Source organism: Pseudomonas sp. R3.Fl (assembly GCF_023516765.1).
Classification (GTDB): Bacteria; Pseudomonadota; Gammaproteobacteria; order Pseudomonadales; family Pseudomonadaceae; genus Pseudomonas; species Pseudomonas citronellolis.
This window is the reverse complement of sequence record NZ_JAMGSO010000001.1, coordinates 5162070-5186915: the sequence shown is the minus strand read 5'-3', so window position 1 is coordinate 5186915 and position 24846 is coordinate 5162070. Positions and strand designations below refer to the sequence as shown.

Here is a 24846-nt window from a genome sequence, read left to right as displayed (position 1 = left end):
ATTCTTTTGGATAATCGGGATCAATCGCCCAACGGCGGCGTCGGAAGGCCGCGTTTGGCATAGAAGGCGTCGACAAAGGCGGCCAATGTACCCTGTTGGATTGCCTCGCGCAAACCAGCCATAAGCCGCTGATAATGCCGCAAGTTATGGATGGTATTGAGCATGCTGCCGAGCATTTCCCCGCACTTGTCCAGGTGGTAGAGGTAGGCGCGGGAGAAGTGCTTGCAGGTGTAGCAATCGCAGGTCGGGTCCAGCGGCGATTCGTCGTGCTTGTGCACGGCGTTGCGGATCTTGATCACCCCGGTGTCGACGAACAGATGGCCGTTGCGCGCGTTGCGCGTGGGCATCACGCAGTCGAACATGTCGACGCCGCGGCGCACACCTTCCACGAGGTCCTCGGGTTTGCCCACCCCCATCAGGTAACGGGGTTTGTCGGCCGGCATGCGCGGCGGCAGGAAGTCCAGCACGCGGATCATCTCTTCCTTGGGCTCGCCCACCGACAGGCCGCCGATGGCCAGGCCGTCGAAGCCGATCTCCTGCAGGCCCTCCAGCGAGCGCATGCGCAGCTCTTCATGCATGCCGCCCTGGACGATGCCGAACAGCGCCGAGGGGCTGTCGCCATGGGCGATCTTCGAGCGCTTGGCCCAGCGCAGCGACAGCTCCATGGAACGCTTGGCCACGTCGAACTCGGCCGGATACGGGGTGCACTCGTCGAAGATCATCACGATGTCCGAACCCAGCGCGCGCTGCACCGCCATGGACTCCTCGGGGCCCATGAAGACCTTGGCGCCGTCCACCGGCGAGGCGAAGTACACGCCCTCTTCCTTGATCTTGCGCAGCGCGCCCAGGCTGAACACCTGGAAACCGCCGGAGTCGGTGAGGATCGGCCCCTGCCACTGCATGAAGTCGTGCAGGTCGCCGTGCTTGCGGATCACCTCGGTGCCCGGGCGCAGCCACAGGTGGAAGGTGTTGCCGAGGATGATCTGCGCGCCTATGCCCTCGATGTCGCGCGGCAACATGCCCTTGACCGTGCCATAAGTGCCCACCGGCATGAACGCCGGGGTCTCGACCACCCCGCGGGGGAAGCTCAGGCGGCCGCGCCGGGCCTTGCCGTCGGTGGCCAGCAGTTCGAACTTCATGAAACTCATGGATCAGTCCTCGGGCCCGCGCGGCGCGGGGTTGCGGGTGATGAACATGGCATCGCCGTAGCTGAAGAAACGGTACTCGTGCTCCACCGCCGCGGCGTAGGCGGCCATGGTCTGCGGGTAGCCGGCGAAGGCCGAGACCAGCATCAGCAAGGTCGACTCGGGCAGGTGGAAGTTGGTCACCAGGGCGTCGACCACATGGAAGGGCCGGCCCGGGTAGAGAAAGATGTCGGTGTCGCCGCTGAACGGCTTGAGCTGGCCGTCGCGGGCCGCGCTCTCCAGCGAACGCACGCTGGTGGTGCCGACGGCGATCACCCGGCCACCGCGCGCTCGGCAGGCGGCCACGGCGTCGACCACGTCCTGGCCGACCTCCAGCCACTCGCTGTGCATGTGGTGGTCTTCGATCTTCTCCACGCGCACCGGCTGGAAGGTGCCGGCGCCGACGTGCAGGGTGACGAAGGCGGTGTCCACGCCCTTCTCGCGGATGGCCGCCAGCAGCCCTTCATCGAAATGCAGCCCGGCGGTGGGCGCGGCCACGGCGCCGGCGCGCTCGGCATAGACGGTCTGGTAGCGCTCGCGGTCGGCGGCCTCGTCGGGCCTGTCTATATAGGGAGGCAGCGGCATGTGCCCGACCCGCTCCAGCAACGGCAGCACGTCCTCGGCGAAGCCCAGTTCGAACAGCGCGTCGTGGCGCTGCAGCATCTGCGCCTCGGCGCCGCCGTCGATGAGGATCTTCGAACCCGGCTTGGGCGACTTGCTGGAACGCACGTGGGCCAGCACGCGGCGGCTGTCCAGCACGCGCTCGACGAGGATTTCCAGCTTGCCGCCGGACTCCTTCTGGCCGAACAGCCGCGCCGGGATCACCCGGGTGTTGTTGAACACCATCAGGTCGCCCGGCCGCAGGTATTCCAGCAGGTCGGCGAAGTGACGGTGGCTTAGGGCGCCGCTCGGCCCGTCCAGCACCAGCAGGCGGCTGGCGCGACGTTCGGCGAGCGGATGGCGGGCGATCAGGGCCTCGGGCAGATCGAAATGGAAGTCGGCGACGCGCATGGGGTATATCTCGAAGGGCCGGATATATTACTGGAATTGCGATGGCATCGCCACGCGGGTGGATTGACCGGTACCGAGGGCCTCCCTATACTGCCGCGCCATTGCCTCGGTGGCGGAATGGTAGACGCGGCGGATTCAAAATCCGTTTCTGGCGACAGAGTGAGAGTTCGAGTCTCTCCCGGGGCACCATCCAGATTCCCAGTGAATCTCGGAACACCAGAAGAACCGGCCCTTGAGCCGGTTTTTTGTTGCCTGCGCGCACCCGCGCGACGCCTTGCGCACCGCCCGCGACCGCCCATTGCGGTCCAACTTCAGGAACGCCATGAAACCCGCCCGTCTGCGCGCCGACATCCTGGCCGGCCTCACCACGTCCTTCGCCCTGGTGCCCGAGTGCATCGCCTTCGCCCTGGTGGCCCACCTCAACCCGCTGATGGGCCTGTACGGCGCCTTTTTCATCTGCACCCTCACCGCCCTGTTCGGCGGGCGGCCGGGCATGGTTTCCGGGGCCGCCGGCTCCATGGCCGTGGTGATAGTGGCGCTGGTGGTGCAGCACGGCGTGCAGTACCTGCTGGCCACCGTGCTGCTGGGCGGCCTGGTGATGATCGCCTTCGGCCTGCTGCGCCTGGGCAAGCTGGTGCGCATGGTGCCGCACCCGGTGATGCTGGGCTTCGTCAACGGCCTGGCGATCGTCATCGCCCTGGCCCAGCTGGAGCACTTCAAGGCCGGCGGGGCCTGGCTCGGCGGCGCGCCGCTGTACCTGATGCTGGGCCTGGTGGCGCTGACCATGGCCATCGTCTACCTGCTGCCGAAGCTGACCCGCGCGGTGCCGCCGGCGCTGGTGGCGATCCTCGGCGTCGGCCTGCTGGTGTACCTGCTCGGCCTGCCCACGCGCACCCTCGGCGACATGGCGCACATCGCCGGCGGCCTGCCCGCCTTCGCCCTACCGCAGGTGCCGTGGAACCTGGAGACGCTGCGGATCATCGCGCCCTACGCCATCCTCATGGCGCTGGTCGGCCTGCTGGAAACCCTGCTGACCTTCAACCTCACCGACGAGATCACCCAGAGCCGCGGCTACCCGGACCGCGAGTGCGTGGCCCTGGGCGCGGCCAACATGGTCTCCGGCGCGTTCGGCGGCATGGGCGGCTGCGCCATGATCGGCCAGACCATGATCAACCTCGGCTCCGGCGGCCGCGGGCGGGTTTCCGGGGTGGTCGCCGGGGTGATGATCCTGCTCTTCGTGCTGTTCCTCTCCCCGCTGATCGAGCGCATCCCGCTGGCGGCGCTGGTCGGGGTGATGTTCGTGGTGGCCCAGCAGACCTTCGCCTGGGCCTCGCTGCGGGTGCTGAACAAGGTGCCGGCGAGCGACGTGCTGGTGATCATCGTGGTGACCGTCATCACCGTGTCCACCGACCTGGCCACCGCGGTGCTCTGCGGCATCGTCGTCGCCGCCCTGGACTTCGCCTGGAAGCATGCCCGCGAGCTGTACGCCGACAGCCACCTGGAGGCCGACGGCAGCAAGCTCTACCGCCTCCACGGCACGCTGTTCTTCGCCTCCACCACGCCCTTCCTGGAGCAGTTCGACCCCGCCGGCGACCCGCAGCAGGTCACCCTGGACTGCCGCCACCTGAGCTTCGTCGACTACTCGGCCATCGCCGCGCTGAAGACTCTGCGCGAGCGCTATGCCAGGGCCGGCAAGCACCTGCGCGTGGTGCACCTGTCCGAGCGTTGCAAGCAGTTGTTCAAGCGTGCCGGGGTACAGCACGGCTGATTCGGACGTTCTTCCGAAAATGACCGGCAGCGCTGGCGCGCCGGGAACCCTGTGGAATAATGCCGCCCCTTTTTTGACTAGGAGGTCCACATGGTCACTCACTTCCTGATTGGCACCAGCCAGGCCGCTTGCGGCCGCAGCGACCCGAACGTGGCGGGCTCGCAGGATGTCGCGCAGGTCAGCTGCAAGACCTGCCGCCGCACCAACGCCTTTACCCAGGCGCAGGAAGCCACGGGCACCGCGCCCGCCGTTCCGAGCCCTGCGCCGGCTGCGGCGCCGAAGGGCAAGCAGCCCGCCCGCGCCCCGGCACAACCCGGCCGCGACGCCGCCCGGCAAGCCTGGCAGGCGCGCCTGAGCGCCCTGTCCGGCAAGACCCGCCTGCCCCGCGGCAGCCGCCGCGCCCAAGCGTACGTCTGATCGCCGCTGCGCTGCCGGCGGTGCCCGCTGGGCGCCGTCGGCATGCATAGGCTCGGCATCTTTACGGGCCACGCAGTTCGGCGCGCCGCCGCCCTAGACGCCTGTACGGACGCGGCGCTCCAGTTCGGCGACGAACTCCGCCAGCGGCATCGGCTTGCCGAACAGGTAGCCCTGCAGGCAAGGCACGCCGCGGGCCGCCAGGTAGTCGCGCTGCGCCGGCGTCTCGATGCCTTCGGCGATGACCTGCAGGTCCAGGCGGTCGCAGAGGTCGAGGATGCTGTCGAGGATGTGCCGGGAGCGGCTGTCGTCGTCGACGGTGGCGACGAAGCTCTTGTCGATCTTCAGGGCGTCCACGCGGAAGCGGCGCAGGTAGGCCAGGCTGGAATGGCCGGTGCCGAAGTCGTCTATCGCCAGGGTCACGCCCAGGTCGCGCAGGCAGCCGAGCAGGTCGTCGGTGGGGGTGTCGATCAGTTCGCGCTCGGTCAGCTCCAGCATCAGTTGCACCGAGCCCACCGGGAAAGCGCCGAGGAAATCCAGGCAATCGGTCAACAGGCTGCTGCTGCGGCAATTCACGGCGCTGACGTTGACGCCCAGGTGGAAGCCGTCGCCCAGCAGGTGCGCGTGCTTAGGCAACTGGGCCGCCAATTGCTGCAAGAGCGCGCGGGTCATGGGCACGATCAGGCCGCTCTGCTCGGCCAGGGGAATGAAGATGTCCGGGCTGACCAGTCCCGCGCGCGGGTGGCGCCAGCGCATCAGCACCTCGGCGCCGATCCAGCGGCCGCTGGCGGCGTCCACCAGCGGCTGGAGGAAGGGCACGAATTCGCCGGCGTACATGGCCCGCTCGATCTCGCGGGCAGGCGTCGCCGCGCGCCCCAGCATCCAGTAGCAACCGAGGCCGAACAACCCGCCGAGCACCGCCAGCATGGCGAACAGCGGCCAGTAGTCGTCGCGCATCACTCCCCACTGGGCGCCGGCCGGGAAGCCACCGACCACCTGGTAGGGAAAGCGCGTCGAGGTCTGCTGCGTCTCGGCCAGGGGGAAGGCGTCGGGCGCGCCCTCGTGCACCTCGCCCGCCTCGTCCATCCAGCGCGGGCCGACCTGGACCAGCAGTTCGCTGCGCTGGTCCACCAGTTGCAGGACGTTGCTCAGGTAGCGCCCGTCCACCGCCGCCAGCACGGCGGCGGGACCTTCGGCCAGGCGGTACACGATCAGCGCGAAGTCCGGCGTCACCGCATTGCCGGGCAACAGGTTGAGGCGCCCGTCGACGAAATCGGCCGTGTTCACCGCTTCGTCGACGTTGCCGAACAGCGAGCTGCAGAACACCCGGCCATCACGCACCAGGTTGACGGTGCGCACGAAGGGCACGGTGGCGACCTGTTCGCGCAGCACCAGCTCGGCCGCGGCGCATGGCCCTTCGGCGTAGGCGATGGTGGCCCGCGCCGAGCCGGCGGCGTTGCCGAGCATCACGTCGATCAGGTGCAGCGCCTCGTTCGAGGCGAGCCCCGCTTCACGCTGGAGGCTGACCAGTGTCTGCCAATAGATGATGCCCCCGCCCAGCAGCAGCGGCAGCAGGGCGACCAGCAGGGAAACGCACAGGCGCCAGAGCAGGCGCCGGACTTTGCTCGATCCAGGCATCCGTGTCATCCCGGGCGCCGCCGCTGTCATCGGGCTCGGCGAGCAGCCTGAGCGGGCGCCTGAAACCAGCGTAGATCATTCCGCCTGCGGCACCCTGGCCTCGGTGGCGATCGGCCAAAGGTCGTATAATCCCCGCCCTCGTCCCTGCTCCGAGCGCCGAACGACGCCATGCCCAAAGCCCGACTCCAGCCGGAGGGGAACTTCCCCCCCGCGCCCCTGCTGCGCCGCTTCGCGGCCATGTTCTACGACTTCCTGCTCTGCGTGGCCCTGCTGATGGTGGTCACCCTGCTCTACCAGCAGGTGCTGCTGCGCCTGATCCTTGGCGGCGAAAAGCTCCGGCAGCTCGCCGACCAGGGCGGGCTGGTCGGCGACCCGCTGCTGTCCAGCCTGCTGTTCATCAGCCTGTTCGCCTTCTTCGCCAAGTTCTGGACGCACAAGGGCCAGACCCTCGGCATGCAGGTCTGGGGCGTGCGCGTGCAGAACGCCGACGGCACGCCGATCAGCCTGATGCAGGCGCTGCTGCGCTTCATGATCGCCATCGGCTCCTGGGCCTGCGGCGGGCTGGGCTTCCTGTGGATGCTCAGGGACAAGGACAAGCGCACCTGGCACGACCGCTATTCGGAGAGCGTGGTGATCCAGATTCCCAAGGCGGTGCGCAAGGCGACGCAGGGGCGGGGCTGAGGCTGGGGCGTGAAGGGAGAGGGGGCCGTTCGTGCCGCCGGGGCGTCCGGCGTGGCCTGGGAATCCAATCGCGGACAGAGTCCGCTCCTACGCCCGTGCTTCCCTGAACCTGTCTTGCGCCGAGGTGCTCTTCGTAGGATGGGTTGAGCTTGCGATACCCATGCTGCCGTGGTGATGGGTATCGCTTCGCTCAACGCCATCCTACGAAAAGCCGTGCTTCCTGGAACCGTAGGAGCGGACTCCGTCCGCGATTGGACCCGCCACCCGCACCGAACCGTCCGGGATATCACCCCGCCCGCTTGAGCAACCACGCCCCCAACAACGCACAGATCGCCGCCGGCAGCAGCACCGCCAGCAACGGCGGGAAGTTGAATACCTGGCTCGACGGCCCCAGCAGATCCTGGGCGATGCGGAAGGTAAAGCCCACCAGCACCCCGGTGAACACCCGCTGGCCGAGGGTCACGCTGCGCAGCGGGCCGAAGATGAAGGAAATGGCCATCAGCACCAGCGCCGCGGTCACCGCCGGCTGCAGCACCTTGGTCCAGAACGCCAGCCAGTAGCGGTTGGTGCTCAGACCCTGGTCCTTGAGGTAGTGGATGTATTCCCACAGGCCGCTGATGGACAGCGCCTCGGGCTCCATCACCACGGTGCTGAGCAACTGAGGGCTGAGCTGGATGCTCCAGGCTTCCGACGGCGTGCTGACCACTTCGCTGCGCTTCTCCTGCGGGTGCAGCAGCGTGGTGGTCACCTCTTCCAGCGCCCACTGGCCGTCGTGGAATACCGCGCGCTTGGCGAAACTGGCGCTCTTGAGCACGTGGCCCTCGGCGAAGTCGTAGCGCGTCACGCCCAGCAGGGTGCCGTCGGCCTGCACCACGTTGATGTGGATGAATTCCTGGCCCTGGCGGTGCCACAGGCCATTGCGCGAGCTGACCGCGCCGCCGCTGCTCTGCGCCAGCGCGCGGTCGCTCTGGGCCTGGGTCTCGGTGTAGGGCACCACGTATTCGCCGATCAGGATGCCGGCGAACATCAGCACCAGCATCGGCTTCATCACCGCCCAGACGATGCGCTGCAGCGACACCCCGGCGGCGCGCATGATGGTCAGCTCACTGTTGCTGGCCAGGGTGCCCAGGCCCACCAGGCAGCCGATCAGCGCGGCCATCGGCAGCATGTCGTAGGCGCGGCTGGGCGCGGTGAGCAGCACGTACTTCAGGGCCACGCCCAGGGTGTAGTTCTCGTCCAGGGCGCCCAACTGGTCGATGAAGGCGAACAGCAGGGCCAGGCCGAGGATCACCCCCAGCACGGCGAGAATGGCGACGAAGATGGTGGTGCCGATGTAGCTGTCGAGCTTACGCATGCTTGCGCTCCTTCACGGAGCGTGCGCGCGAGGCCGCCCATTTCAGACTCAGCGGTTCCCAGAAGGCCAGCAGCAGGCCGATGGCCAGGAAGATCGCATGCACCCACCATAGCCCCAGGGCCATGGGGATCTTGCCCTTGTCGAGCATGCCGCGGGCGGCGATCAGCAGGGCCAGGTAGGCCATGTACAGCAGCACCGCCGGCAGCAGCTTGAGGAAGCGGCCCTGGCGCGGGTTGACCCTGGACAGCGGCACCGCCAGCAGGGTGACGATGAACACCAGCAACGGGATGGAGAAGCGCCACTGCAGCTCCGAGCGCATGCGCGGCTCCTTGCTGGCGAACAGGTCGCTGGTGGGGATGGCGTCGCGGTCGTCGATCTCGCTGCTCACCTCCGGCTTGGGCAGCAGCACGCCGTAGGTGTCGTACCTGATGGCGCGGTAGTCGGCCTGGCCGGGCACGCCGTCGTAGCGGAAGCCGTCCTTGAGGATCAGGTAGCGGCTGCCGTCGGGGTGGATCTGCTGCTGGCCGCTGGTCGCCACCAGCACCGCGAGGCCGCGGTCCTGGCCGTTGCGCGGCGGGTTCTTGTCGGAGATGAACACCCCGCCCAGCTCGGTGCGGTCGTTGCTCAGCTGCTCGGTGTAGGTCACCCGCGAGCCGTCGCGCATCGACTGGAAGCGGCCCGGCGCCAGGGTGTCGAACTCGGTCATGGCGTCCTGCTTGTTCAGGATCAGCTGCATCTGGGCGATGCCCTGGGGCGCCAGCGACAGGCTCAGCCAGGCCACCAGCGCGGCCACCAGCGCCGCCGGGGCCATGCTGTAGCCCAGCAGGCGCTGCTGGCTCATGCCGGTGGCGGTGAGCACGGTCATCTCGCTTTCCAGGTACAGCCGGCCATAGGCCAGCAGGATGCCGAGGAACAGGCCCAGGGGCAGGATCAGCTGGAGGAAGCCGGGCAGGCGCACGCCCATGATCATGAACAGCGAGCCGGGGTCCAGCATGCCCTGGGCGGCCTGCGCCAGGTACTTGATGAAGCGGCCGCTCATGATGATGACCAGCAGCACGGCGCTCACCGCGCTCATGGTGATCAGCACTTCACGGGACAGGTAACGGAAGACAATCAAACCGGGCACTCCAGGGTTGTCACGCTCGGGCGGCTACGCTCAAACTAGCCGCCGTGAGGCACTGCCGGCACGCCCTACGACGGGCCGGTGAAAAATACGCGGCATTATCCTGCGATTCGCCGGGCCTGTCACTGCGCAGACACCGGGACGGGTCGCCGACCACCCGCCACTTCGACCCTTCGCTCCGGGGACACCTTGTCATGGAATTCCTTGTAAAAAGCGTCAGTCCGCAAACCCTGAAGACCGCCACCCTGGTGCTCGCCGTCGGCGAAGGCCGCAAACTCGGCGCCGTGGCCCAGGCCGTGGACGCCGCCAGCGGCGGCGCCATCGCCGCCCTGCTCAAGCGCGGCGACCTGGCCGGCAAGGTCGGCCAGACCCTACTCCTGCAAGCTTTGCCCAACCTTAAGGCCGAACGCGTGCTGCTGGTGGGCGCGGGCAAGGAGCGCGAACTCTCCGACCGCCAATACCGCAAACTGGTTTCCTCGGTGCTCGGCAGCCTGAAGAGCCTGGGCGGCGGCGACGCCGTGCTGGCCCTGGGCGACCTGGCGGTCAAGGGCCGCAACGCCCACGGCAAGGCGCGCCTGCTGGTGGAGACGCTGGCCGATGGCCTGTACGTGTTCGACCGCTTCAAGAGCCAGAAGGCCGACGCGCCCAAGCTGAAGAAGATCACCCTGCTGGCCGACAAGGCCGACGCTCCTACCGTCGAGCAGGGCGCCAAGGAGGCCCAGGCCATCGCCAACGGCATGGCCCTGACCCGCGACCTCGGCAACCTGCCGCCGAACCTCTGCCACCCCAGCTTCCTGGCCGACGAGGCCAAGGCCCTGACCAAGGCGCACAAGAACCTCAAGGTCGAGGTGCTGGACGAGAAGAAACTCCGCGAGCTGGGCATGGGCGCCTTCCTCGCCGTGGCCCAGGGCAGCGAGCAGCCGCCGCGGCTGATCGTGCTGCAGTACAACGGCGGCAAGAAGGACGAGGCGCCCTACGCGCTGGTGGGCAAGGGCATCACCTTCGACACCGGCGGCATCAGCCTCAAGCCCGGCCTGGGCATGGACGAGATGAAGTTCGACATGTGCGGCGCCGCCAGCGTCTTCGGCACCTTCCGCGCGGTGCTGGAACTGCAGCTGCCGATCAACCTGGTGGGCCTGCTGGCCTGCGCCGAGAACATGCCCAGCGGCCGCGCCACCCGCCCCGGCGACATCGTCACCACCATGAGCGGGCAGACCGTGGAAATCCTCAACACCGACGCCGAAGGCCGCCTGGTGCTGTGCGACACCCTGACCTACGCCGAGCGCTTCAAGCCGCAGTCGGTGGTGGACATCGCCACCCTCACCGGCGCCTGCATCGTCGCCCTGGGCGCCAACACCTCGGGCCTGATGGGCAACAACGACGCCCTGGTGCGCCAGTTGCTCAAGGCCGGCGAGCACGCCGACGACCGCGCCTGGCAACTGCCGCTGTTCGACGAGTACCAGGAGCAGTTGGACAGCCCCTTCGCCGACATCGCCAACATCGGCGGGCCGAAGGCCGGCACCATCACCGCCGGCTGCTTCCTCTCGCGCTTCGCCAAGAAGTACCACTGGGCGCACCTGGACATCGCCGGCACCGCCTGGATCAGCGGCGGCAAGGACAAGGGCGCCACCGGCCGCCCGGTGCCGCTGCTCACCCAGTACCTGCTGGACCGCGTGAAGTAATGGCAAAGCGCAATCGTTCGATGGGATCGCCGGCATGACGCGGGTCGACTTCTACGTCATCCCCAGCGCCGATCCCGACGCGCGCCTGACCATCGCCTGCCGCCTGGCCGACAAGGCCTGGCGGCAGGGCATGCGGGTGTACCTGCTGTGCGCCGACGAAGCCCAGCGCGAGGCCCTGGACGCGCGCCTGTGGAGCTTCCGCAAGGAAGCCTTCGTGCCGCACAACGCCGCCGAGGAAGACGCCCAGGCCCCGGTCACCCTGGGCCTGGGCGAGCCGCCGGCGGGCCGCCGCGACCTGCTGATCAACCTGACGCTGGCGGTACCGGCCTTCGCCGGCGAGTTCTCGCGCATCGCCGAACTGGTGGTGGAGGAGCCGGCCATCCGCCAGGCGGCACGGGAGAATTTCCGCTACTACCGCGAGCAGGGCTATCCTTTGCAGGACCATCGCCTGCCGCGCCTCTGACGCTCTACCGGAAAAATGGACAGCCGCAAGCCTCCGCAAGACCCCGACCACCTGCTCGACGACCTGGAGTCGATCCACGACCTGCTCGGCGAGTCGGATGGCGAACCGCCCCTGCTCACCGAATCCTTCGAGCCGGACAACATCCCGCTGCTCTCCGACGTGGTGCAGGCCTCGCCGCGGCCGGCCCCGGCCGAGGAAGAGCCCGAGGACGACCTGCCACCAGCGGGCCACAACCGCGAACAGGCCCGCCTGGACAGCGAACTGCGCGCCGCCGCGCAACTGCTCCTGCAGGACGTGATCGACGACTTCGTGCCGCAGATCGAAGCCGAACTGCAGCGCCGGCTGGAAGCGCGCCTGCAAAGGCTGCTGGCCCAACGCAAGCCCTGACCGCCGGCCCTGCCGGCGCGATCGCGGATGAGATCCGCTCCTACGGGTCACCTCACACCACGCCCATTGTAGGAGCGCGCCCTGCGCGCGAATCGCGGGCAGGGCCCGCTCCTACAGGTTGACGCCGGACTTCCCGACCACGCCGAACGGCCCCCTCTCCCTCCGGGAGAGGGCTGAAGTGAAGGCAACGGGACCAACCTGAAAACCCCGCCGTAACGCCCCCTGCCCATTGTAGGAGCGCGCCCTGCGCGCGAATCGCGGGCAGGGCGCGCTCCTACAGGTTGACGCCGGACCTCCCGCCCACGCCGAACGGCCCCCTCTCCCTCTGGGAGAGGGCTGGGGTGAGGGCAACGGGACCAGCCTGAACACCCGCCGTAACCGGCAAACCCCATTTCGCAAGCAGGCTCCCTCCTACGCAAGCCCCCTCCAGCCCCCAGATCGCCGGTGGCCGCCGCCCCTCGGCAGCCGTTATACTCTCCGGTTTTCCGTCTAGCCGCTAACAGGGTCCCGCCGCGCTCATGGACAAGACCTACCAGCCCCACGCCATCGAATCCCACTGGTACCCCACCTGGGAGCAGAACAACTACTTCGCCCCGCAGGGTTCCGGCGAGCCGTACACCATCATGATCCCGCCGCCGAACGTCACCGGCAGCCTGCATATGGGCCACGGCTTCAACAACGCCATCATGGACGCGCTGATCCGCTACCGCCGCATGCAGGGCCGCAACACCCTGTGGCAGCCGGGCACCGACCACGCCGGCATCGCCACCCAGATGGTGGTGGAGCGCCAGCTGGCCGCCCAGGGCGTGGCGCGCCACGACCTCGGCCGCGAGAAGTTCCTGGACAAGGTCTGGGAGTGGAAGGAACAGTCCGGCGGCACCATCACCCGGCAGATCCGCCGCCTGGGCTCCTCGGTGGACTGGTCGCGCGAGCGCTTCACCATGGACGACGGCCTGTCCAACGCGGTGAAGGAAGCCTTCGTCCGCCTGTTCGACGACGGCCTGATCTACCGCGGCAAGCGCCTGGTCAACTGGGACACCAAGTTCCACACCGCCATTTCCGACCTGGAAGTGGAGAACCACGACGAGAAGGGCCACCTCTGGCACCTGCGTTACCCCCTGGCCGACGGCCACAAGACCGCCGACGGCAAGGACCACCTGGTGGTCGCCACCACCCGCCCGGAAACCCTGCTCGGTGACAGCGCGGTCGCCGTGCACCCGGAGGACGAGCGCTACCAGGCCCTGATCGGCACCTTCGTCGAGCTGCCGCTGGTGGGCCGGCGCATCCCGATCGTCGCCGACGACTACGTCGACCGCGAGTTCGGCACCGGCTGCGTGAAGATCACCCCGGCCCACGACTTCAACGACTACGAAGTCGGCAAGCGCCACGACCTGCCGCTGATCAACATCTTCGACAAGGACGCCGCCGTCCTCGCCACCGCCCAGGTGTTCAAGCTCGACGGCAGCGTCAACCCGGATGTCGACGCCAGCCTGCCGGCCGCCTACGCCGGCCTGGACCGCTTCGTCGCGCGCAAGCAGATCGTCGCCGACTTCGAGGCCAAGGGCCTGCTGGAGAAGATCGACGACCACGCGCTGAAAGTGCCCAAGGGCGACCGCTCCGGCACCGTCATCGAGCCCTGGCTGACCGACCAGTGGTACGTCTCCACCAAGCCGCTGGCCGAACCCGCCATCGCCGCCGTGGAAGACGGCCGCATCCAGTTCGTGCCCAAGCAGTACGAGAACATGTACTTCAGCTGGATGCGCGACATCCAGGACTGGTGCATCAGCCGCCAGCTGTGGTGGGGCCACCGCATCCCGGCCTGGTACGACGAGGCCGGCAACGTCTACGTCGGCCGCGACGAGGCCGAAGTGCGCGCCAAGCACAACCTCGGCGACGCCAAGCTGCGCCAGGACGAAGACGTGCTGGACACCTGGTTCAGCTCGGGCCTGTGGACCTTCTCCACCCTCGGCTGGCCGGAACAGACCGAATACCTGAAGACCTTCCACCCCACCGACGTGCTGGTGACCGGCTTCGACATCATCTTCTTCTGGGTGGCGCGCATGATCATGCTGACCATGCACCTCATCAAGAACGAGGACGGCACCCCGCAGATCCCGTTCAAGACCGTGTACGTCCACGGCCTGGTGCGCGACGGCCAGGGCCAGAAGATGTCCAAGTCCAAGGGCAACGTGCTCGACCCGCTGGACATCGTCGACGGCATCAGCCTCGACGCGCTGCTGGAGAAACGCACCAGCGGCATGATGCAGCCCAAGCTCGCCGAGAAGATCGCCAAGCAGACCAAGGCGGAATTCCCCGAAGGCATCGCCAGCTACGGCACCGACGCCCTGCGCTTCACCTTCTGCTCGCTGGCCTCCACCGGCCGCGACATCAAGTTCGACATGGGCCGCGTCGAGGGCTACCGCAACTTCTGCAACAAGCTGTGGAACGCCGCCAACTTCGTCATCGAGAACACCGATGGCCAGGACACCGGCGTGAACGGCGAGCCGGTCGAGCTGTCCGCGGTGGACCGCTGGATCATCTCCGCCCTGCAGCGCACCGAGCAGGAAGTCGCCCGCCAGCTCGACGCCTTCCGCTTCGACCTGGCCACCCAGGCCCTCTACGAGTTCGTCTGGGACGAGTACTGCGCCTGGTACCTGGAACTGGTCAAGCCGGTGCTGTGGGACGAGAACGCGCCCGTCGAGCGCCAGCGCGGCACCCGCCGCACCCTGGTGCGCGTGCTGGAGACCGCGCTGCGCCTGGCGCACCCGTTCATGCCGTTCATCACCGAGGAAATCTGGCAGCGCATCAAGGCCTCCGCGGGCAAGCAGGGCGACACCCTGATGCTGCAACCCTGGCCGGTGGCCGACGAGGCGAAGATCGACGCCGCCGCCGAAGGCGACATCGAGTGGGTCAAGCAGCTGATGCTGGGCATCCGCCAGATCCGCGGCGAGATGAACATCTCCATGGCCAAGCGCATCGACCTGGTGCTGAACAACGCCTCCCCCGAAGACCACCGCCGCCTGGCCGACAACGAGCCGCTGCTGATGAAGCTGGCCAAGCTGGAGTCGGTGCGCGTGCTCGACGAAGGCGAGGAACCGCCGATGTCGGCCACCGCGCTGGTGGGCGAACTGCAAGTGCTGGTGCCCATGGCCGGGCTGATCGACAAGGCCGCCGAACTGGCGCGCCTGGACAAGGAAATCCAGCGCCTGGAAGGCGAGGTCAAGCGCGTGGGCGGCAAGCTGTCCAACGAAGGCTTCGTCGCCAAGGCCCCGGCCGAAGTGATCGAGAAGGAACGCGCCAAGCTCGCCGAAGCCGAGCAGGCGGTGACCAACCTGATCCAGCAGCGCGAGAAGATCGCCAGCCTGTAACAGGCGTCATCCACAGGGCCCGCGAATGCGGGCCTTGTGCTTTCTGGCACCGACGTTACGGCCGGCGGCGCATAACCGCGAACGGTTATGCGCCCTACGGTTCCAGAGAAGCACGGTCGTAGGAGCGGACCTTGTCCGCGATAGCCGGAACCACCGGCGCGGTTCGCGGATGAGATCCGCTCCTACGACGGTGCTTCTCCCGTACCTGTAGGAGCGGGCCCTGCCCGCGATTCGCGCGCAGGGCCCGCTCCTACAGGGGAATGGCGCAGGTGGGGCAGCGTAGGAGCGGATCTCATCCGCGATTGCGCCGGCAGGGCCGGCGTTCGGTCCATCGCGTGTGGAGTCCTACCATACCGGCGAGCACGGCTTCTCGTAGGAGCGAGCTTGCTCGCGAACAGACTCCGCTGCGGGGCTCATTCGCGAGCAAGAACTAGGCGTCCCCCTCGCTCCTACGAAGAGCCTTGTCCCTCAGAACACCGTGCCGACCGGGTAGACGTAGGCATTCACGTCATAGAAGGGCGTGCGCTGGTAGAACCATTCCAGCCGTGCATGCGGGTCCTTGGCGAAGGCCTTGTCCTCCTTCAGCTTCTTCTCGAACTCCGCCTTCAGCTGCGGGTCCTCGGCGAGCATCTTGCGCGCCATCGGCTCCATCACGTATTCCTCCGGCTCTTCGGCAGACACCAGCGTCGAGTTGAAGAAGCCCCAGGACCAGAACGAATCCGGGCTCTCGGCGGTCAGCAGGTTGATCGCCAGCACACCCAGCGGCTGGTCGGTGTCGATCACCACCGAGCCTGCCGGGAAGGTCTGCAGGCGCTGGAACGGCTTGCCGGTTCCGCTGACCAGCAGGTGCCCCTCGTAGCCGGGGATTTCGTTGGCCGCCGCGCGGTCCGGTTCGAAGCCGCCGGCCAGCTTGATGTCGTCCATGCGGTACAGGGTGACTTCGATGGCAGCCGGCTGCTCCAGGGTCTTCATGCGGATGCCGTGGGCCTTGAGCCGGGCGATGACCTCGCGCCACTGCACCGGCACCACGTACTGCTTCGGCCGCTTGACCACAAGGTCAGGCACCGAGTTGTCGCTGATCGGCACCTGCAAGGTCTTCGGCTTGTTGCTCCAGACGATGGTCCTGGCGCCGGTGATGGGCGATTGCTCGTAGTGGTAGTCGCCGACGACGAAGGGCGTGTGCTGCTCCTTGCCCGGCTTCCAGGTCAGGATCACCTCCTTCTGCGCCTCCAGGCGCTCGCGGTCCTTGGCGATGGCGGCCTTGAGCGACTCGGCGTTGTCACCGATCACCTGGAACATCGCCTTGAGCATCACGTAGTTGCCCAGCACCTGGGTTTCATACGGGTGCAGCGCGTGCTGTTCGATGAGGATCGAGGGCACGTTGCGGATGTCCCCGTACTGGTTGGAGAAGCGCGCAAGGTCCGTGCGGTAGGGGTAGTAGCCCTTGGCCGGGTCCTGGTTATCGTTGAGGCTGATGCACTCGTGCACCACGTGGCCGTCGTCCTCCAACTCCTTGTACACCGGGCCGCGCATGACCTTGTCCATCCACTGGCTGGACGCCGGCGACCAGCCGTTGCCGTTGTGGCAGTAGGAGCTGTCGTAGGGGTACATGGCGCCGTCGGTGGAGTGGGTGTCGGCGAAGAAGCTCAGGTCGTACTGGTTGAACACCCAGGCGACGTTGCGGATTTCCGCGCTGTCGAGCTTGGTGAAGTCGCGGTTGAGGTTCAGGTTCAGGCCGTTGACGCGCCAGCCGGTGACCTCCGGGCCGTTCTGGTTGATGCGCCCGTAGGGGCTGCGGCGCAGGTCGCCGTCGACGTTCACGGTGGGAATGAAGAGGATGTTGACCTTCTCCAGCAGCCCCGCCAGCGGCTTGACCCCGGCGGTCATGTCGCGCAGCAGCATGAACATCGCGTCCTTGCCGTTGGCCTCGCCGGGGTGGATCTCGGCCTCGACGAAGAGCGTCGGCTTGCCCGAGCCGTTCAGCCCGCTCGGCGACTTGTCGGCCTCGCTGGACGCGGTCACCAGCAGCATCGGCTCGCCGCTGGCGCTCTTTTCCGGCAGCTCGCTCAGCTGCAGCTTGCCGCCGGAAGCATCGGCCAGCTTCTTCAGGTACTCGCGGGTCTGCTGGTAGTCGCTGGTCTGCCGGAAGCCGCTGGACTCGGCCAGGGTGATCAGCGGGTCGTCGGGCTTGGCCAGGTAGCGGGTGCTGCTCAGCTTCTGCTCGAACATCGGCGGCAGGATGCGCTGCTTGGCGGCCGCCGGGTAGCCGCTGTCGTCGACGTAGCCGGGCGCCTGGGGCAACGCGGCCAGGGCCGGCAGGCTGCCGCTCAGCAGCAGCGCGGCGTACAGCGGGCGGAATCCTCGATGGCGCATGGTGGGCCTCCTTTCGCGGTGAGCCATGGCCCGGAAACCTTAGACCATGATCCGCGCGGCCGAAGGGGCCGGTTGTCGCAGGTGTCATTCCGGGGTGGAATGACTACCCGAAGAAAGCTCGCTTGGCGCGGCGCAGGCTTTGGGCCGAAGATCGACGCGCCAGCGCGGCCCGGAAAGCCGCCGTCCCGACTTCCACAGGAGCCCGCACCATGTCCGACCTCCCCGCCCGCAATGGCGGCCAGATCCTCGTCGAAGCCCTGCTGCGCAACGCGGTGGACACCGTCTACTGCATCCCCGGCGAAAGCTACCTGCCGGTGCTCGACGCCCTGCACGACGCGCCTTCGATCCGCACCATCGTCACCCGCCACGAAGGCGCCGCCTCGAACATGGCCGACGCCTACGGCAAGCTCACCGGGCGCCCGGGCATCTGCTTCGTCACCCGCGGGCCGGGCGCCACCCACGCGGCCAACGGCGTGCACACGGCGAAACAGGACTCCACGCCGATGATCCTCTTCGTCGGCCAGGTGGAAAGCGCCTTCAAGGGCCGCGAGGCATTCCAGGAAGTGGACTACCGGCAGATGTTCGGCGGCCTGGCCAAATGGGCCACGGAGATCGACGACATCCAGCGCATCCCCGAGGTGGTCGCCCAGGCCTTCGCCGTGGCCCAGTCCGGCCGCCCCGGCCCGGTGGTGGTCGCCCTGCCGGAGGAAGTGCTGTTCGGCACCGCGCAGGTGGCGGACGCGCCCGCCCCGCGCATTCCGCAGGTCGCCCCGCCGCTGGCCGCGCTGGAGGAACTGCGCAGCCTGCTCGCCCGCGCCCGCAAGCCGCTGCTGGTGATCGGCGGCACCGGCTGGGACGAGGCCGGGCGCCGCGCCCTGCAACGCTTCGCCCGGGCCAACGAACTGCCGGTGGTGGCCTCGTTCCGCCGCCAGGACCTGTACGACAACCGCGACGAGCAGTACGCCGGCCAGCTCGGCTTCGGCGCCTCGCCCAAGCTCGCCGCGCGGGTGCAGGAGGCCGACCTGCTGCTGGTGCTCGGCTCGCGCCTGAGCGAGACACCCAGCGCCGGCTACACCCTGGTGCGCAGTCCGAAACCCGGGCAGACGCTGATCCACGTCCACCCCGACGCCAGCGAGCTGGGCCGCGTCTACCAGGCCGACCTGCCGATCCAGGCCAGCCTGCCGGCCATGGCCGCCGCCCTCGACGCCCTGGCGCCCCTGGAAAACCGCCCCTGGGCCGAGTGGACCGCCGAGGCCCGCGCCGACTACCTGGCCTATTCCACCCCGCCGGCCAGCCCCGCCGAACTGCAGGGCGTGGACCTGGCCGCGGTGGTCGGCCACCTCGCCGAAACCCTTCCCGAGGACGCGGTGATCAGCAACGGCGCCGGCAACTACGCTGTCTGGGTGCACCGCTTCTACCGCTACCGCGCCGCCCGCAGCCAACTGGCGCCCACCAACGGCGCCATGGGCTACGGCTTCCCCGCCGCCATCGCCGCCAAGCTGCGCGAGCCGCAGCGCGAGGTGGTGTGCTTCGCCGGCGACGGCTGCTTCATGATGTACCCGCAGGAACTGGCCACCGCCGTGCAGTTCGGCGCCGCGCTGATCGTCATCGTGGTCAACAACGGCATGCTCGGCACCATCCGCATGCACCAGGAACGCGAGTACCCGGGGCGCGTCTCGGCGACCGGGCTGCACAACCCGGACTTCGTCGCCCTGGCCCGGGCCTTCGGCGCCCACGGCGAGTTGGTGGAGCGCACCGAGGACTTCGCCGCCGCCTTCCAGCGCGCCCAGGCCTGCGGCAAGCCGGCGCTGATCGAGCTGCGCACCGACCCACGGCAGATCACCCCGGTGGCGCGGCTTTCCTGAAAACCGCCGAAGGCTTCGCTAAGCTGCATCGGATCAAGGCATTGCGCCCGTCGCCTGGGCACAATGCCCGCCGATTCGCCGGCTAAGGAAGCGCATGAATCCGCAACTGCTCTGGGTCCTGTTCCTGCTCGCCACCGCGGTGGCGCTGTTCGTCGTCAACCGGCCGCGCATGGACGTGGTCGCCCTGCTGGCCATGGTGGCCCTGCCGCTGACCGGCGTGCTCAGCGTGCAGGAAGCCCTGGCCGGCTTCGCCGACCCCAGCGTGGTGCTGATCGCCGCGCTCTTCATCATCGGCGAGGGCCTGGTGCGCACCGGCGTGGCCTACCGCATCGGCGAGTGGCTGACGCACAAGGCCGGCAGCGACGAGACGCGCCTGCTGGTGCTGCTGATGCTGGCGGTGGCCGGGCTGGGCTCGGTGATGAGTTCCACCGGCGTGGTGGCGATCTTCATCCCGGTGGTGCTCAGCGTCGCCGGGCGCCTGAACGTCTCGCCGGCGCGGCTGATGATGCCGCTGAGCTTCGCCGGGCTGATCAGCGGCATGCTCACCCTGGTGGCCACGCCGCCGAACATGGTGGTGCACAGTGAACTGGTGCGCGAGGGCGAGCCGGGCTTCGGCTTCTTCAGCTTCACCCCCATCGGCCTGGTGATCCTGGTCCTGGGCGTGGCCTACATGCTGGTGGCCCGGCGCTGGCTCGGCGACAACCATGACGGCCCCGGCAACGCCGCGCAGCGCCGCTCGCTGCGCGACCTGATCCGCGACTACCAGTTGGCCGGGCGCGAACGCCGGCTGCGCATCCGCCCCGACTCCACGCTGGCCGGCATGACCCTCGGCGACGTCCAGCTGCGCACCGAGCGCGGCACCAACGTGATCGCCATCGAGCGCCTGGCGCGCTTCCGCCTGAAGATCCTCAGCCCCGGCGCCGACGTGGTGCTGCAGGTCGGCGACGTACTGCTGGTGGACATCTACCAGCCGGGCATCGACCTGCTCGCCCTCTACCACGAATACGGCCTGGAACCGCTGAGCCTGCACGGCGACTACTTCACCGAGCGTGCCCACGAGGTGGGCATGGCCGAGGTGACGCTGCCGCCGGAATCCGCGCTGCTGGGCAAGAGCATCCTGCAGCTGGGCTTCCGCAGCCAGTACGGGCTCAACGTGGTGGGCCTGCGGCGCAACCGCGAAGCCGTGGTCGACGGCCTGCTGGACGCCAAGCTGAAGGTCGGCGACACCCTGCTGGTGGTGGGTGCCTGGAAGGACATCCGCCAGCTCCAGGGCCAGGGCCGCGACTTCCTGGTGCTGAGCCTGCCGGCGGAAGTGGACGAGGCCGCGCCGGCGGCCAGCCAGGCGCCCCATGCGCTGCTGAGCCTGGGGGTGATGGTGCTGCTGATGGTCAGCGGCCTGGTGCCCAACGTGCTGGCCGCGCTGATCGCCTGCCTGCTGATGGGCGCCTTCCGCTGCATCGACATGGACAGCGCCTACCGCGCCATCCACTGGCAGAGCCTGGTGCTGATCGTCGGCATGCTGCCCTTCGCCCTGGCCCTGCAGAAGACCGGCGGCATCGACCTGGCGGTGCGGGCCCTGGTGGCGGCCCTGGGCGGCGCCGGGCCCTACCTGATCCTCGCCAGCCTGTTCCTGCTCACCGCGCTGATCGGCCTGTTCATCTCCAACACCGCCACCGCCGTGCTCATGGCGCCGGTGGCCATCGCCACCGCCAGGGCCCTGGGCGCCCAGCCGGAACCCTTCGCCATGATAGTCGCGCTGGCCGCCTCGGCGGCCTTCATGACGCCCATCTCCTCGCCGGTGAACACCCTGGTGCTGGGCCCCGGGCACTACCGCTTCGGCGATTTCGTCAGGGTCGGCGTGCCCTTCACCCTGCTGGTGATGATCGTCAGCGTGTTGCTGGTACCCTGGCTGCTGCCGCTGCATTGACCGAACAAGGAAAGCCCATGGAAGTGAGCAAGACCAAGAGCAGTTTCTACCGCCGCCTGTACGTCGCCTGGCTGGTGCACAGCGGCCAGGCCAGCAGCGTGCCGGCGCTGATGGAAGCCACCGGCATGCCCCGGCGCACCGCCCAGGACACCCTGGCGGCACTGGTCGACCTGGACATCGACTGCGCGTTCGAACAGCACGCCGGCGAGCGCAACAACGCCGGGCACTACCGCATCCGCGACTGGGGCGCCATCGATCCGCGCTGGATCGAGGCGAACCTGGCGAAGATCAAGGCGATCCTGGAATACCCCTGAATCCGCCTTGTAGGAGCGGACCTTGTCCGCGATAGCCGGACGCCCGGCGCGATTCGCGGATGAGATCCGCTCCTACGCCGCCCCACCCACACCATTCCCCTGTAGGAGCGCGCCCTGCGCGCGAGATCGCGGGCAGGGCCCGCTCCTACAGGTTGCCTGGAGACATGGCATTCCTAACCGTAGGAGCGGACCTTGTCCGCGATAGCCGGACGTCCCGACGCGGTTCGCGGATGAGATCCGCTCCTACGCCGCCCCATCCACGCCATTCCCCTGTAGGAGCGCGCCCTGCGCGCGAAATCGCGGGCAGGGCCCGCTCCTACAGGTTGCCTGGAGACATGGCATTCCTAACCGTAGGAGCGGACCTTGTCCGCGATAGCCGGACGTCCCGGTGCGGTTCGCGGATAAGATCCGCTCCTACGCCGCCCCACCCACGCCATTCCCCTGTAGGAGCGCGCCCTGCGCGCGAGATCGCGGGCAGGGCCCGCTCCTACAGGTTGCCTGGAGACATGGCATTCCTAACCGTAGGAGCGGACCTTGTCCGCGATAGCCGGACGTCCCGGCGCGGTTCGCGGATGAGATCCGCTCCTACGAGAAGCAGAAGGCGCGCTTCTGTGGGAAAATCGCCCTCCGCTCCCCTGCCCTGCCGCCCGCCATGCCCAAGCCGCCGAAACGCCCCGCCAAGCCGCAACCGCTGCGCGATCCCGCCGCGAAGAAGCCCGACCTGCTGCACCCGCGCAACCGCCACCAGGGGCGCTACGACTTTCCCAGCCTGATCGCCGCCAGCCCCGAGCTGGGCGAATACGTGATCACCAACCCCTACGGCAAGCCCAGCATCGACTTCGCCGACCCGCAGGCGGTGCGGGTGTTCAACCGCGCGCTGCTCAAGGCGCAGTACGGCATCGGCCACTGGGAAATCCCCGCCGACTTCCTCTGCCCGCCGATCCCCGGCCGCGCCGACTATGTGCACTACCTTGCCGACCTGCTGGCCGAAGACAACGCCGGCAGCGTGCCGCGCGGGCCCGGCGTGCGGGTGCTGGACATCGGCGTCGGCGCCAACTGCATCTACCCGCTGATCGGCCACCGCGACTATGGCTGGCGCTTCCTCGGCGCCGACATCGAACCCGCCGCCCTGGCCTCGGCGCGCAACATAGTACTGGGCAACCCGGGCCTGGCCGAGGCCATCGAGCTGCGCCAGCAGAACGAGCCGCAGCACATCTTCCACGGCCTGCTGCACGCCGACGAACGCTTCCACGCCAGCCTGTGCAACCCGCCGTTCCATGCATCCCCCGAGGAAGCCCGCGCCGGCAGCCGGCGCAAATGGAAGAACCTCGGCAAGCTCGACCCCTCGCGCAAGCTGCCGCTGCTGAACTTCGGCGGGCAGAGCAACGAGCTGTGGTGCGAAGGCGGCGAGATCGCCTTCCTCAAGCGCATGGCCAGCGAGAGCCGCGAAGTGGCGCAGCAGGTGCAGTGGTTCAGCTCGCTGGTGTCCAAGGCCGGCAACCTCGACGACTTCCGCCGCGCCCTGAAGAAGGCCGGCGCGCTGCAGGTGCGCACCCTGGACATGGCCCAGGGGCAGAAGCAGAGCCGCTTCGTCGCCTGGACCTTCCAGAGCGACGAACAACGCCGCAGCGCCTGATCAGGCCTCGGCGGCCAGCGCCGGGCTGCGGGCGCGATCCAGCAGCAGGAACACCAGCACCGCCACCAGCGCGGTGATCCCGGCGAGCACCTGCAACACGCGGCCGAAGGCCGCCACATAGTCCGCGCGCAATTGCTCCACGGTCAGTTGCGGAGCCCCGGCCGCGGCCGCCGCCAGGTTGCCGATGGCCAACTGGTTGGCAGTGGCCAGGCGCAGCTCGGCCGACAAGCCCGGCGCCTGCAACTGGGCGGCCAGCAAGGTCGCCAGCAGCGCGCCGACCACCGCGATGGCCACGCCGTCGGCGGACACCCGCACGGTATTGAAGATGCCGGTCGCCATGCCGGCGCGCTCCGGTTCCACCACGCTCACCGCCAGGCCGTCCATCAGCCCCCAGGGCAGGCCGATGCCCACGCCGATGCACAGCAGCGGCAGCCCCAGCGACAGCTCGCCAGCCAGGTTGCGGGCCAGCCACAGCAGCCCGCCGGCAACCACCAGCAGGCCCAGCGCCGACAGCCCGCCGGCGCTGAAATGGCGCGCCAGCAGCGCCGCCAGGAAAGGCACCAGGAGCAGCGGCGCGGACAGCGCCAGCAGCGTCCAGCCGGCCTGCACGGCGCTCTGTCCCTCGATGCCGATGAAGCGCCCCGGCAGCAGCACAATCAGCACCACGTAGGCGAAGGCCGGCGAGGCGGCCAGCAACTGCACGCCGACGAAGCGCCACTGGCGGAACAGCGAGAGGTCCAGCATCGGTTGTGCCACGCGCCGCTCCACGCGGACGAACAGCGCCAACAGCGCCACGCCGGCCAGTAACCAGGCGGACACCGCGGGGTTGCTCCAGCCACGCTCCGGCGCCAGCAGCAGGCCATAGGTGAAGGCACAAAGAGCGGCGGTGAAACTCAGCGCGCCCGACCAGTCCAGGCCGAGCGCCCGCGGGTCGCGGCTCTCCCGGCAATGGCGCATGACCAGGGGGATGGACGCGAGCCCGCAGGCCGCCGGCAGCAGGAATACCCAGCGCCAGCCCGGGCCATCGCTGAGCCAGCCGGCCAGCAGCGGGCCGAACGCCAGGCCCACGCCGAAGGTGGTGCCGAGCAGGCTGAACACCCGCGTGCGCAGCGGGCCCTGGAACACCTGGGCCAGCGCCGCCATGGCCGCGGCGAACGCCGCCGAGCCGCCGACGCCCTGCACCACGCGCAGCACGTCCAGCACCGGCACCGAGCCGGCCAGGGGGACCGCCAGGGTGGCCAGGGCGAACAGCCACAGGCCGAGCAGCCAGACGCGCCGGCGCCCATAGACGTCGGCCAGGCTGCCGGCGGCCATCATGGCCGCGCCATAGGCCAGCACGTAGCCGTTGACGATCCAGTTGAGCGCCACCGCCGAGCCGCCCAGCTCTTGGCTGATCGCCGGCAGCACCACGGCCGGGCCGGTGAAGCACAGCGGGATGAGCACGGCAGTGAAGCTGGCCGCCAGCAGCAGGAGCCAGCGCGAGGCGGCCGGAGGTGCGCCGACGTCATCGGTTCGGGAAGAGCGGGAAAGGGTCATGGCAGGTCCGTCGTTGAGCCAGGGGAACACCCGACGCACGCTAACCATCCCGGCATTGCGGAAAAACCGGCTAGGATTCCGAACATAACGGACTTATCTGTCCGCAATCCTTCGCGAGCGCC

At 68.6% G+C, this 24846-nt stretch carries 18 protein-coding genes and 1 tRNA gene; 12 read left to right on the top strand and 7 right to left on the bottom strand.

All coding sequences use genetic code 11. From position 1 onward, the window contains the following. Nucleotides 1–20 precede the first annotated feature (20 nt). Together tgt and queA are read right to left on the bottom strand one after the other, a co-directional pair. Nucleotides 21–1139: a tRNA guanosine(34) transglycosylase Tgt gene (tgt, locus tag M8R19_RS22875; protein WP_134163504.1), complete on the bottom strand. Its 1119-nt coding sequence runs from the start codon at nt 1137–1139 to the stop codon at nt 21–23. A 12-nt stretch (nt 1140–1151) separates the two neighbouring features. After that, nucleotides 1152–2195, bottom strand: coding sequence for a tRNA preQ1(34) S-adenosylmethionine ribosyltransferase-isomerase QueA (queA, locus tag M8R19_RS22870; RefSeq protein ID WP_009616153.1), 1044 nt, complete (start codon nt 2193–2195; stop codon nt 1152–1154). Between the two features lie 103 nt (nt 2196–2298). Here queA and M8R19_RS22865 point away from each other — a divergent pair. The 3 genes from M8R19_RS22865 to M8R19_RS22855 all read left to right on the top strand — a co-directional run bounded on the left by M8R19_RS22865 (nt 2299) and on the right by M8R19_RS22855 (nt 4380). After that, nucleotides 2299–2384 (top strand) — tRNA-Leu (locus tag M8R19_RS22865). 133 nt (nt 2385–2517) lie between these two features. Next, the gene (locus M8R19_RS22860) at nt 2518–3963 is read left to right on the top strand and encodes a SulP family inorganic anion transporter (RefSeq protein ID WP_249919007.1); all 1446 of its coding nucleotides are present in this window, start codon (nt 2518–2520) and stop codon (nt 3961–3963) included. Between the two features lie 90 nt (nt 3964–4053). Further along, nucleotides 4054–4380, top strand: a complete 327-nt coding sequence (locus tag M8R19_RS22855) for a hypothetical protein (RefSeq protein ID WP_249919006.1) — start codon at nt 4054–4056, stop codon at nt 4378–4380. A gap of 93 nt (nt 4381–4473) precedes the next feature. Here the strand turns inward: M8R19_RS22855 and M8R19_RS22850 are convergent, their stop codons facing one another. After that, nucleotides 4474–6015: an EAL domain-containing protein gene (locus M8R19_RS22850; RefSeq protein ID WP_249919005.1), complete on the bottom strand. Its 1542-nt coding sequence runs from the start codon at nt 6013–6015 to the stop codon at nt 4474–4476. Between the two features lie 168 nt (nt 6016–6183). On the opposite strand from M8R19_RS22850, the gene M8R19_RS22845 reads away from it, so the two are divergent. After that, nucleotides 6184–6696, top strand: coding sequence for an RDD family protein (locus M8R19_RS22845; RefSeq protein ID WP_249919004.1), 513 nt, complete (start codon nt 6184–6186; stop codon nt 6694–6696). A 286-nt stretch (nt 6697–6982) separates the two neighbouring features. Here the strand turns inward: M8R19_RS22845 and lptG are convergent, their stop codons facing one another. Both lptG and lptF read right to left on the bottom strand, forming a co-directional pair. Next, a complete protein-coding gene (gene lptG / locus M8R19_RS22840) occupies nt 6983–8050 on the bottom strand; it encodes an LPS export ABC transporter permease LptG (protein ID WP_249919003.1) in 1068 nt (355 codons plus the stop codon). Next, a complete protein-coding gene (gene lptF / locus M8R19_RS22835) occupies nt 8043–9167 on the bottom strand; it encodes an LPS export ABC transporter permease LptF (RefSeq protein WP_249919002.1) in 1125 nt (374 codons plus the stop codon). The genes lptG and lptF overlap by 8 nt, the downstream gene beginning before the upstream one ends. Before the next feature lie 200 nt (nt 9168–9367). On the opposite strand from lptF, the gene M8R19_RS22830 reads away from it, so the two are divergent. From M8R19_RS22830 to M8R19_RS22815, 4 genes are all read left to right on the top strand, one after another. Next, nucleotides 9368–10855, top strand: coding sequence for a leucyl aminopeptidase (locus M8R19_RS22830; RefSeq protein ID WP_249919001.1), 1488 nt, complete (start codon nt 9368–9370; stop codon nt 10853–10855). A 34-nt stretch (nt 10856–10889) separates the two neighbouring features. Beyond that, nucleotides 10890–11318: a DNA polymerase III subunit chi gene (locus M8R19_RS22825; protein WP_249919000.1), complete on the top strand. Its 429-nt coding sequence runs from the start codon at nt 10890–10892 to the stop codon at nt 11316–11318. Between the two features lie 15 nt (nt 11319–11333). Continuing rightward, nucleotides 11334–11705 (top strand): DNA polymerase III subunit chi, encoded by a 372-nt coding sequence (locus M8R19_RS22820; RefSeq protein WP_249918999.1) that lies wholly within the window; start codon nt 11334–11336, stop codon nt 11703–11705. A gap of 518 nt (nt 11706–12223) precedes the next feature. Continuing rightward, nucleotides 12224–15073, top strand: coding sequence for a valine--tRNA ligase (locus M8R19_RS22815; protein WP_249918998.1), 2850 nt, complete (start codon nt 12224–12226; stop codon nt 15071–15073). Between the two features lie 468 nt (nt 15074–15541). On the opposite strand, the gene M8R19_RS22810 is transcribed toward M8R19_RS22815, so the two are convergent. Further along, a complete protein-coding gene (locus M8R19_RS22810; RefSeq protein WP_249918997.1) occupies nt 15542–17446 on the bottom strand; it encodes a M14 family metallopeptidase in 1905 nt (634 codons plus the stop codon). Between the two features lie 209 nt (nt 17447–17655). On the opposite strand from M8R19_RS22810, the gene M8R19_RS22805 reads away from it, so the two are divergent. From M8R19_RS22805 to rlmF, 4 genes are all read left to right on the top strand, one after another. Then, the gene (locus M8R19_RS22805) at nt 17656–19311 is read left to right on the top strand and encodes a thiamine pyrophosphate-binding protein (RefSeq protein WP_249918996.1); all 1656 of its coding nucleotides are present in this window, start codon (nt 17656–17658) and stop codon (nt 19309–19311) included. A gap of 94 nt (nt 19312–19405) precedes the next feature. Further along, entirely contained in the window at nt 19406–21238 is a 1833-nt protein-coding gene (locus M8R19_RS22800; protein ID WP_249918995.1) for an SLC13 family permease, read from the top strand. A gap of 17 nt (nt 21239–21255) precedes the next feature. Further along, entirely contained in the window at nt 21256–21552 is a 297-nt protein-coding gene (locus M8R19_RS22795) for a winged helix-turn-helix domain-containing protein (RefSeq protein WP_249918994.1), read from the top strand. Nucleotides 21553–22204: 652 nt separating this feature from the next. Next, nucleotides 22205–23188: a 23S rRNA (adenine(1618)-N(6))-methyltransferase RlmF gene (gene rlmF, locus M8R19_RS22790; protein WP_249918993.1), complete on the top strand. Its 984-nt coding sequence runs from the start codon at nt 22205–22207 to the stop codon at nt 23186–23188. On the opposite strand, the gene M8R19_RS22785 is transcribed toward rlmF, so the two are convergent. Continuing rightward, the gene (locus M8R19_RS22785; protein ID WP_249918992.1) at nt 23189–24724 is read right to left on the bottom strand and encodes an MFS transporter; all 1536 of its coding nucleotides are present in this window, start codon (nt 24722–24724) and stop codon (nt 23189–23191) included. It abuts the gene before it with no gap. Nucleotides 24725–24846 lie beyond the last annotated feature (122 nt).

Coding starts and splice junctions, on each gene's coding strand:
- tgt (WP_134163504.1), bottom strand. CDS start 1,139: ATGAAGTTCGAACTGCTGGCCACCGACGGCAAGGCCCGGCGCGGCCGC.
- queA (WP_009616153.1), bottom strand. CDS start 2,195: ATGCGCGTCGCCGACTTCCATTTCGATCTGCCCGAGGCCCTGATCGCC.
- M8R19_RS22860 (WP_249919007.1), top strand. CDS start 2,518: ATGAAACCCGCCCGTCTGCGCGCCGACATCCTGGCCGGCCTCACCACG.
- M8R19_RS22855 (WP_249919006.1), top strand. CDS start 4,054: ATGGTCACTCACTTCCTGATTGGCACCAGCCAGGCCGCTTGCGGCCGC.
- M8R19_RS22850 (WP_249919005.1), bottom strand. CDS start 6,015: ATGCCTGGATCGAGCAAAGTCCGGCGCCTGCTCTGGCGCCTGTGCGTT.
- M8R19_RS22845 (WP_249919004.1), top strand. CDS start 6,184: ATGCCCAAAGCCCGACTCCAGCCGGAGGGGAACTTCCCCCCCGCGCCC.
- lptG (WP_249919003.1), bottom strand. CDS start 8,050: ATGCGTAAGCTCGACAGCTACATCGGCACCACCATCTTCGTCGCCATT.
- M8R19_RS22830 (WP_249919001.1), top strand. CDS start 9,368: ATGGAATTCCTTGTAAAAAGCGTCAGTCCGCAAACCCTGAAGACCGCC.
- M8R19_RS22825 (WP_249919000.1), top strand. CDS start 10,890: ATGACGCGGGTCGACTTCTACGTCATCCCCAGCGCCGATCCCGACGCG.
- M8R19_RS22820 (WP_249918999.1), top strand. CDS start 11,334: ATGGACAGCCGCAAGCCTCCGCAAGACCCCGACCACCTGCTCGACGAC.
- M8R19_RS22815 (WP_249918998.1), top strand. CDS start 12,224: ATGGACAAGACCTACCAGCCCCACGCCATCGAATCCCACTGGTACCCC.
- M8R19_RS22810 (WP_249918997.1), bottom strand. CDS start 17,446: ATGCGCCATCGAGGATTCCGCCCGCTGTACGCCGCGCTGCTGCTGAGC.
- M8R19_RS22805 (WP_249918996.1), top strand. CDS start 17,656: ATGTCCGACCTCCCCGCCCGCAATGGCGGCCAGATCCTCGTCGAAGCC.
- M8R19_RS22800 (WP_249918995.1), top strand. CDS start 19,406: ATGAATCCGCAACTGCTCTGGGTCCTGTTCCTGCTCGCCACCGCGGTG.
- M8R19_RS22795 (WP_249918994.1), top strand. CDS start 21,256: ATGGAAGTGAGCAAGACCAAGAGCAGTTTCTACCGCCGCCTGTACGTC.
- rlmF (WP_249918993.1), top strand. CDS start 22,205: ATGCCCAAGCCGCCGAAACGCCCCGCCAAGCCGCAACCGCTGCGCGAT.
- M8R19_RS22785 (WP_249918992.1), bottom strand. CDS start 24,724: ATGACCCTTTCCCGCTCTTCCCGAACCGATGACGTCGGCGCACCTCCG.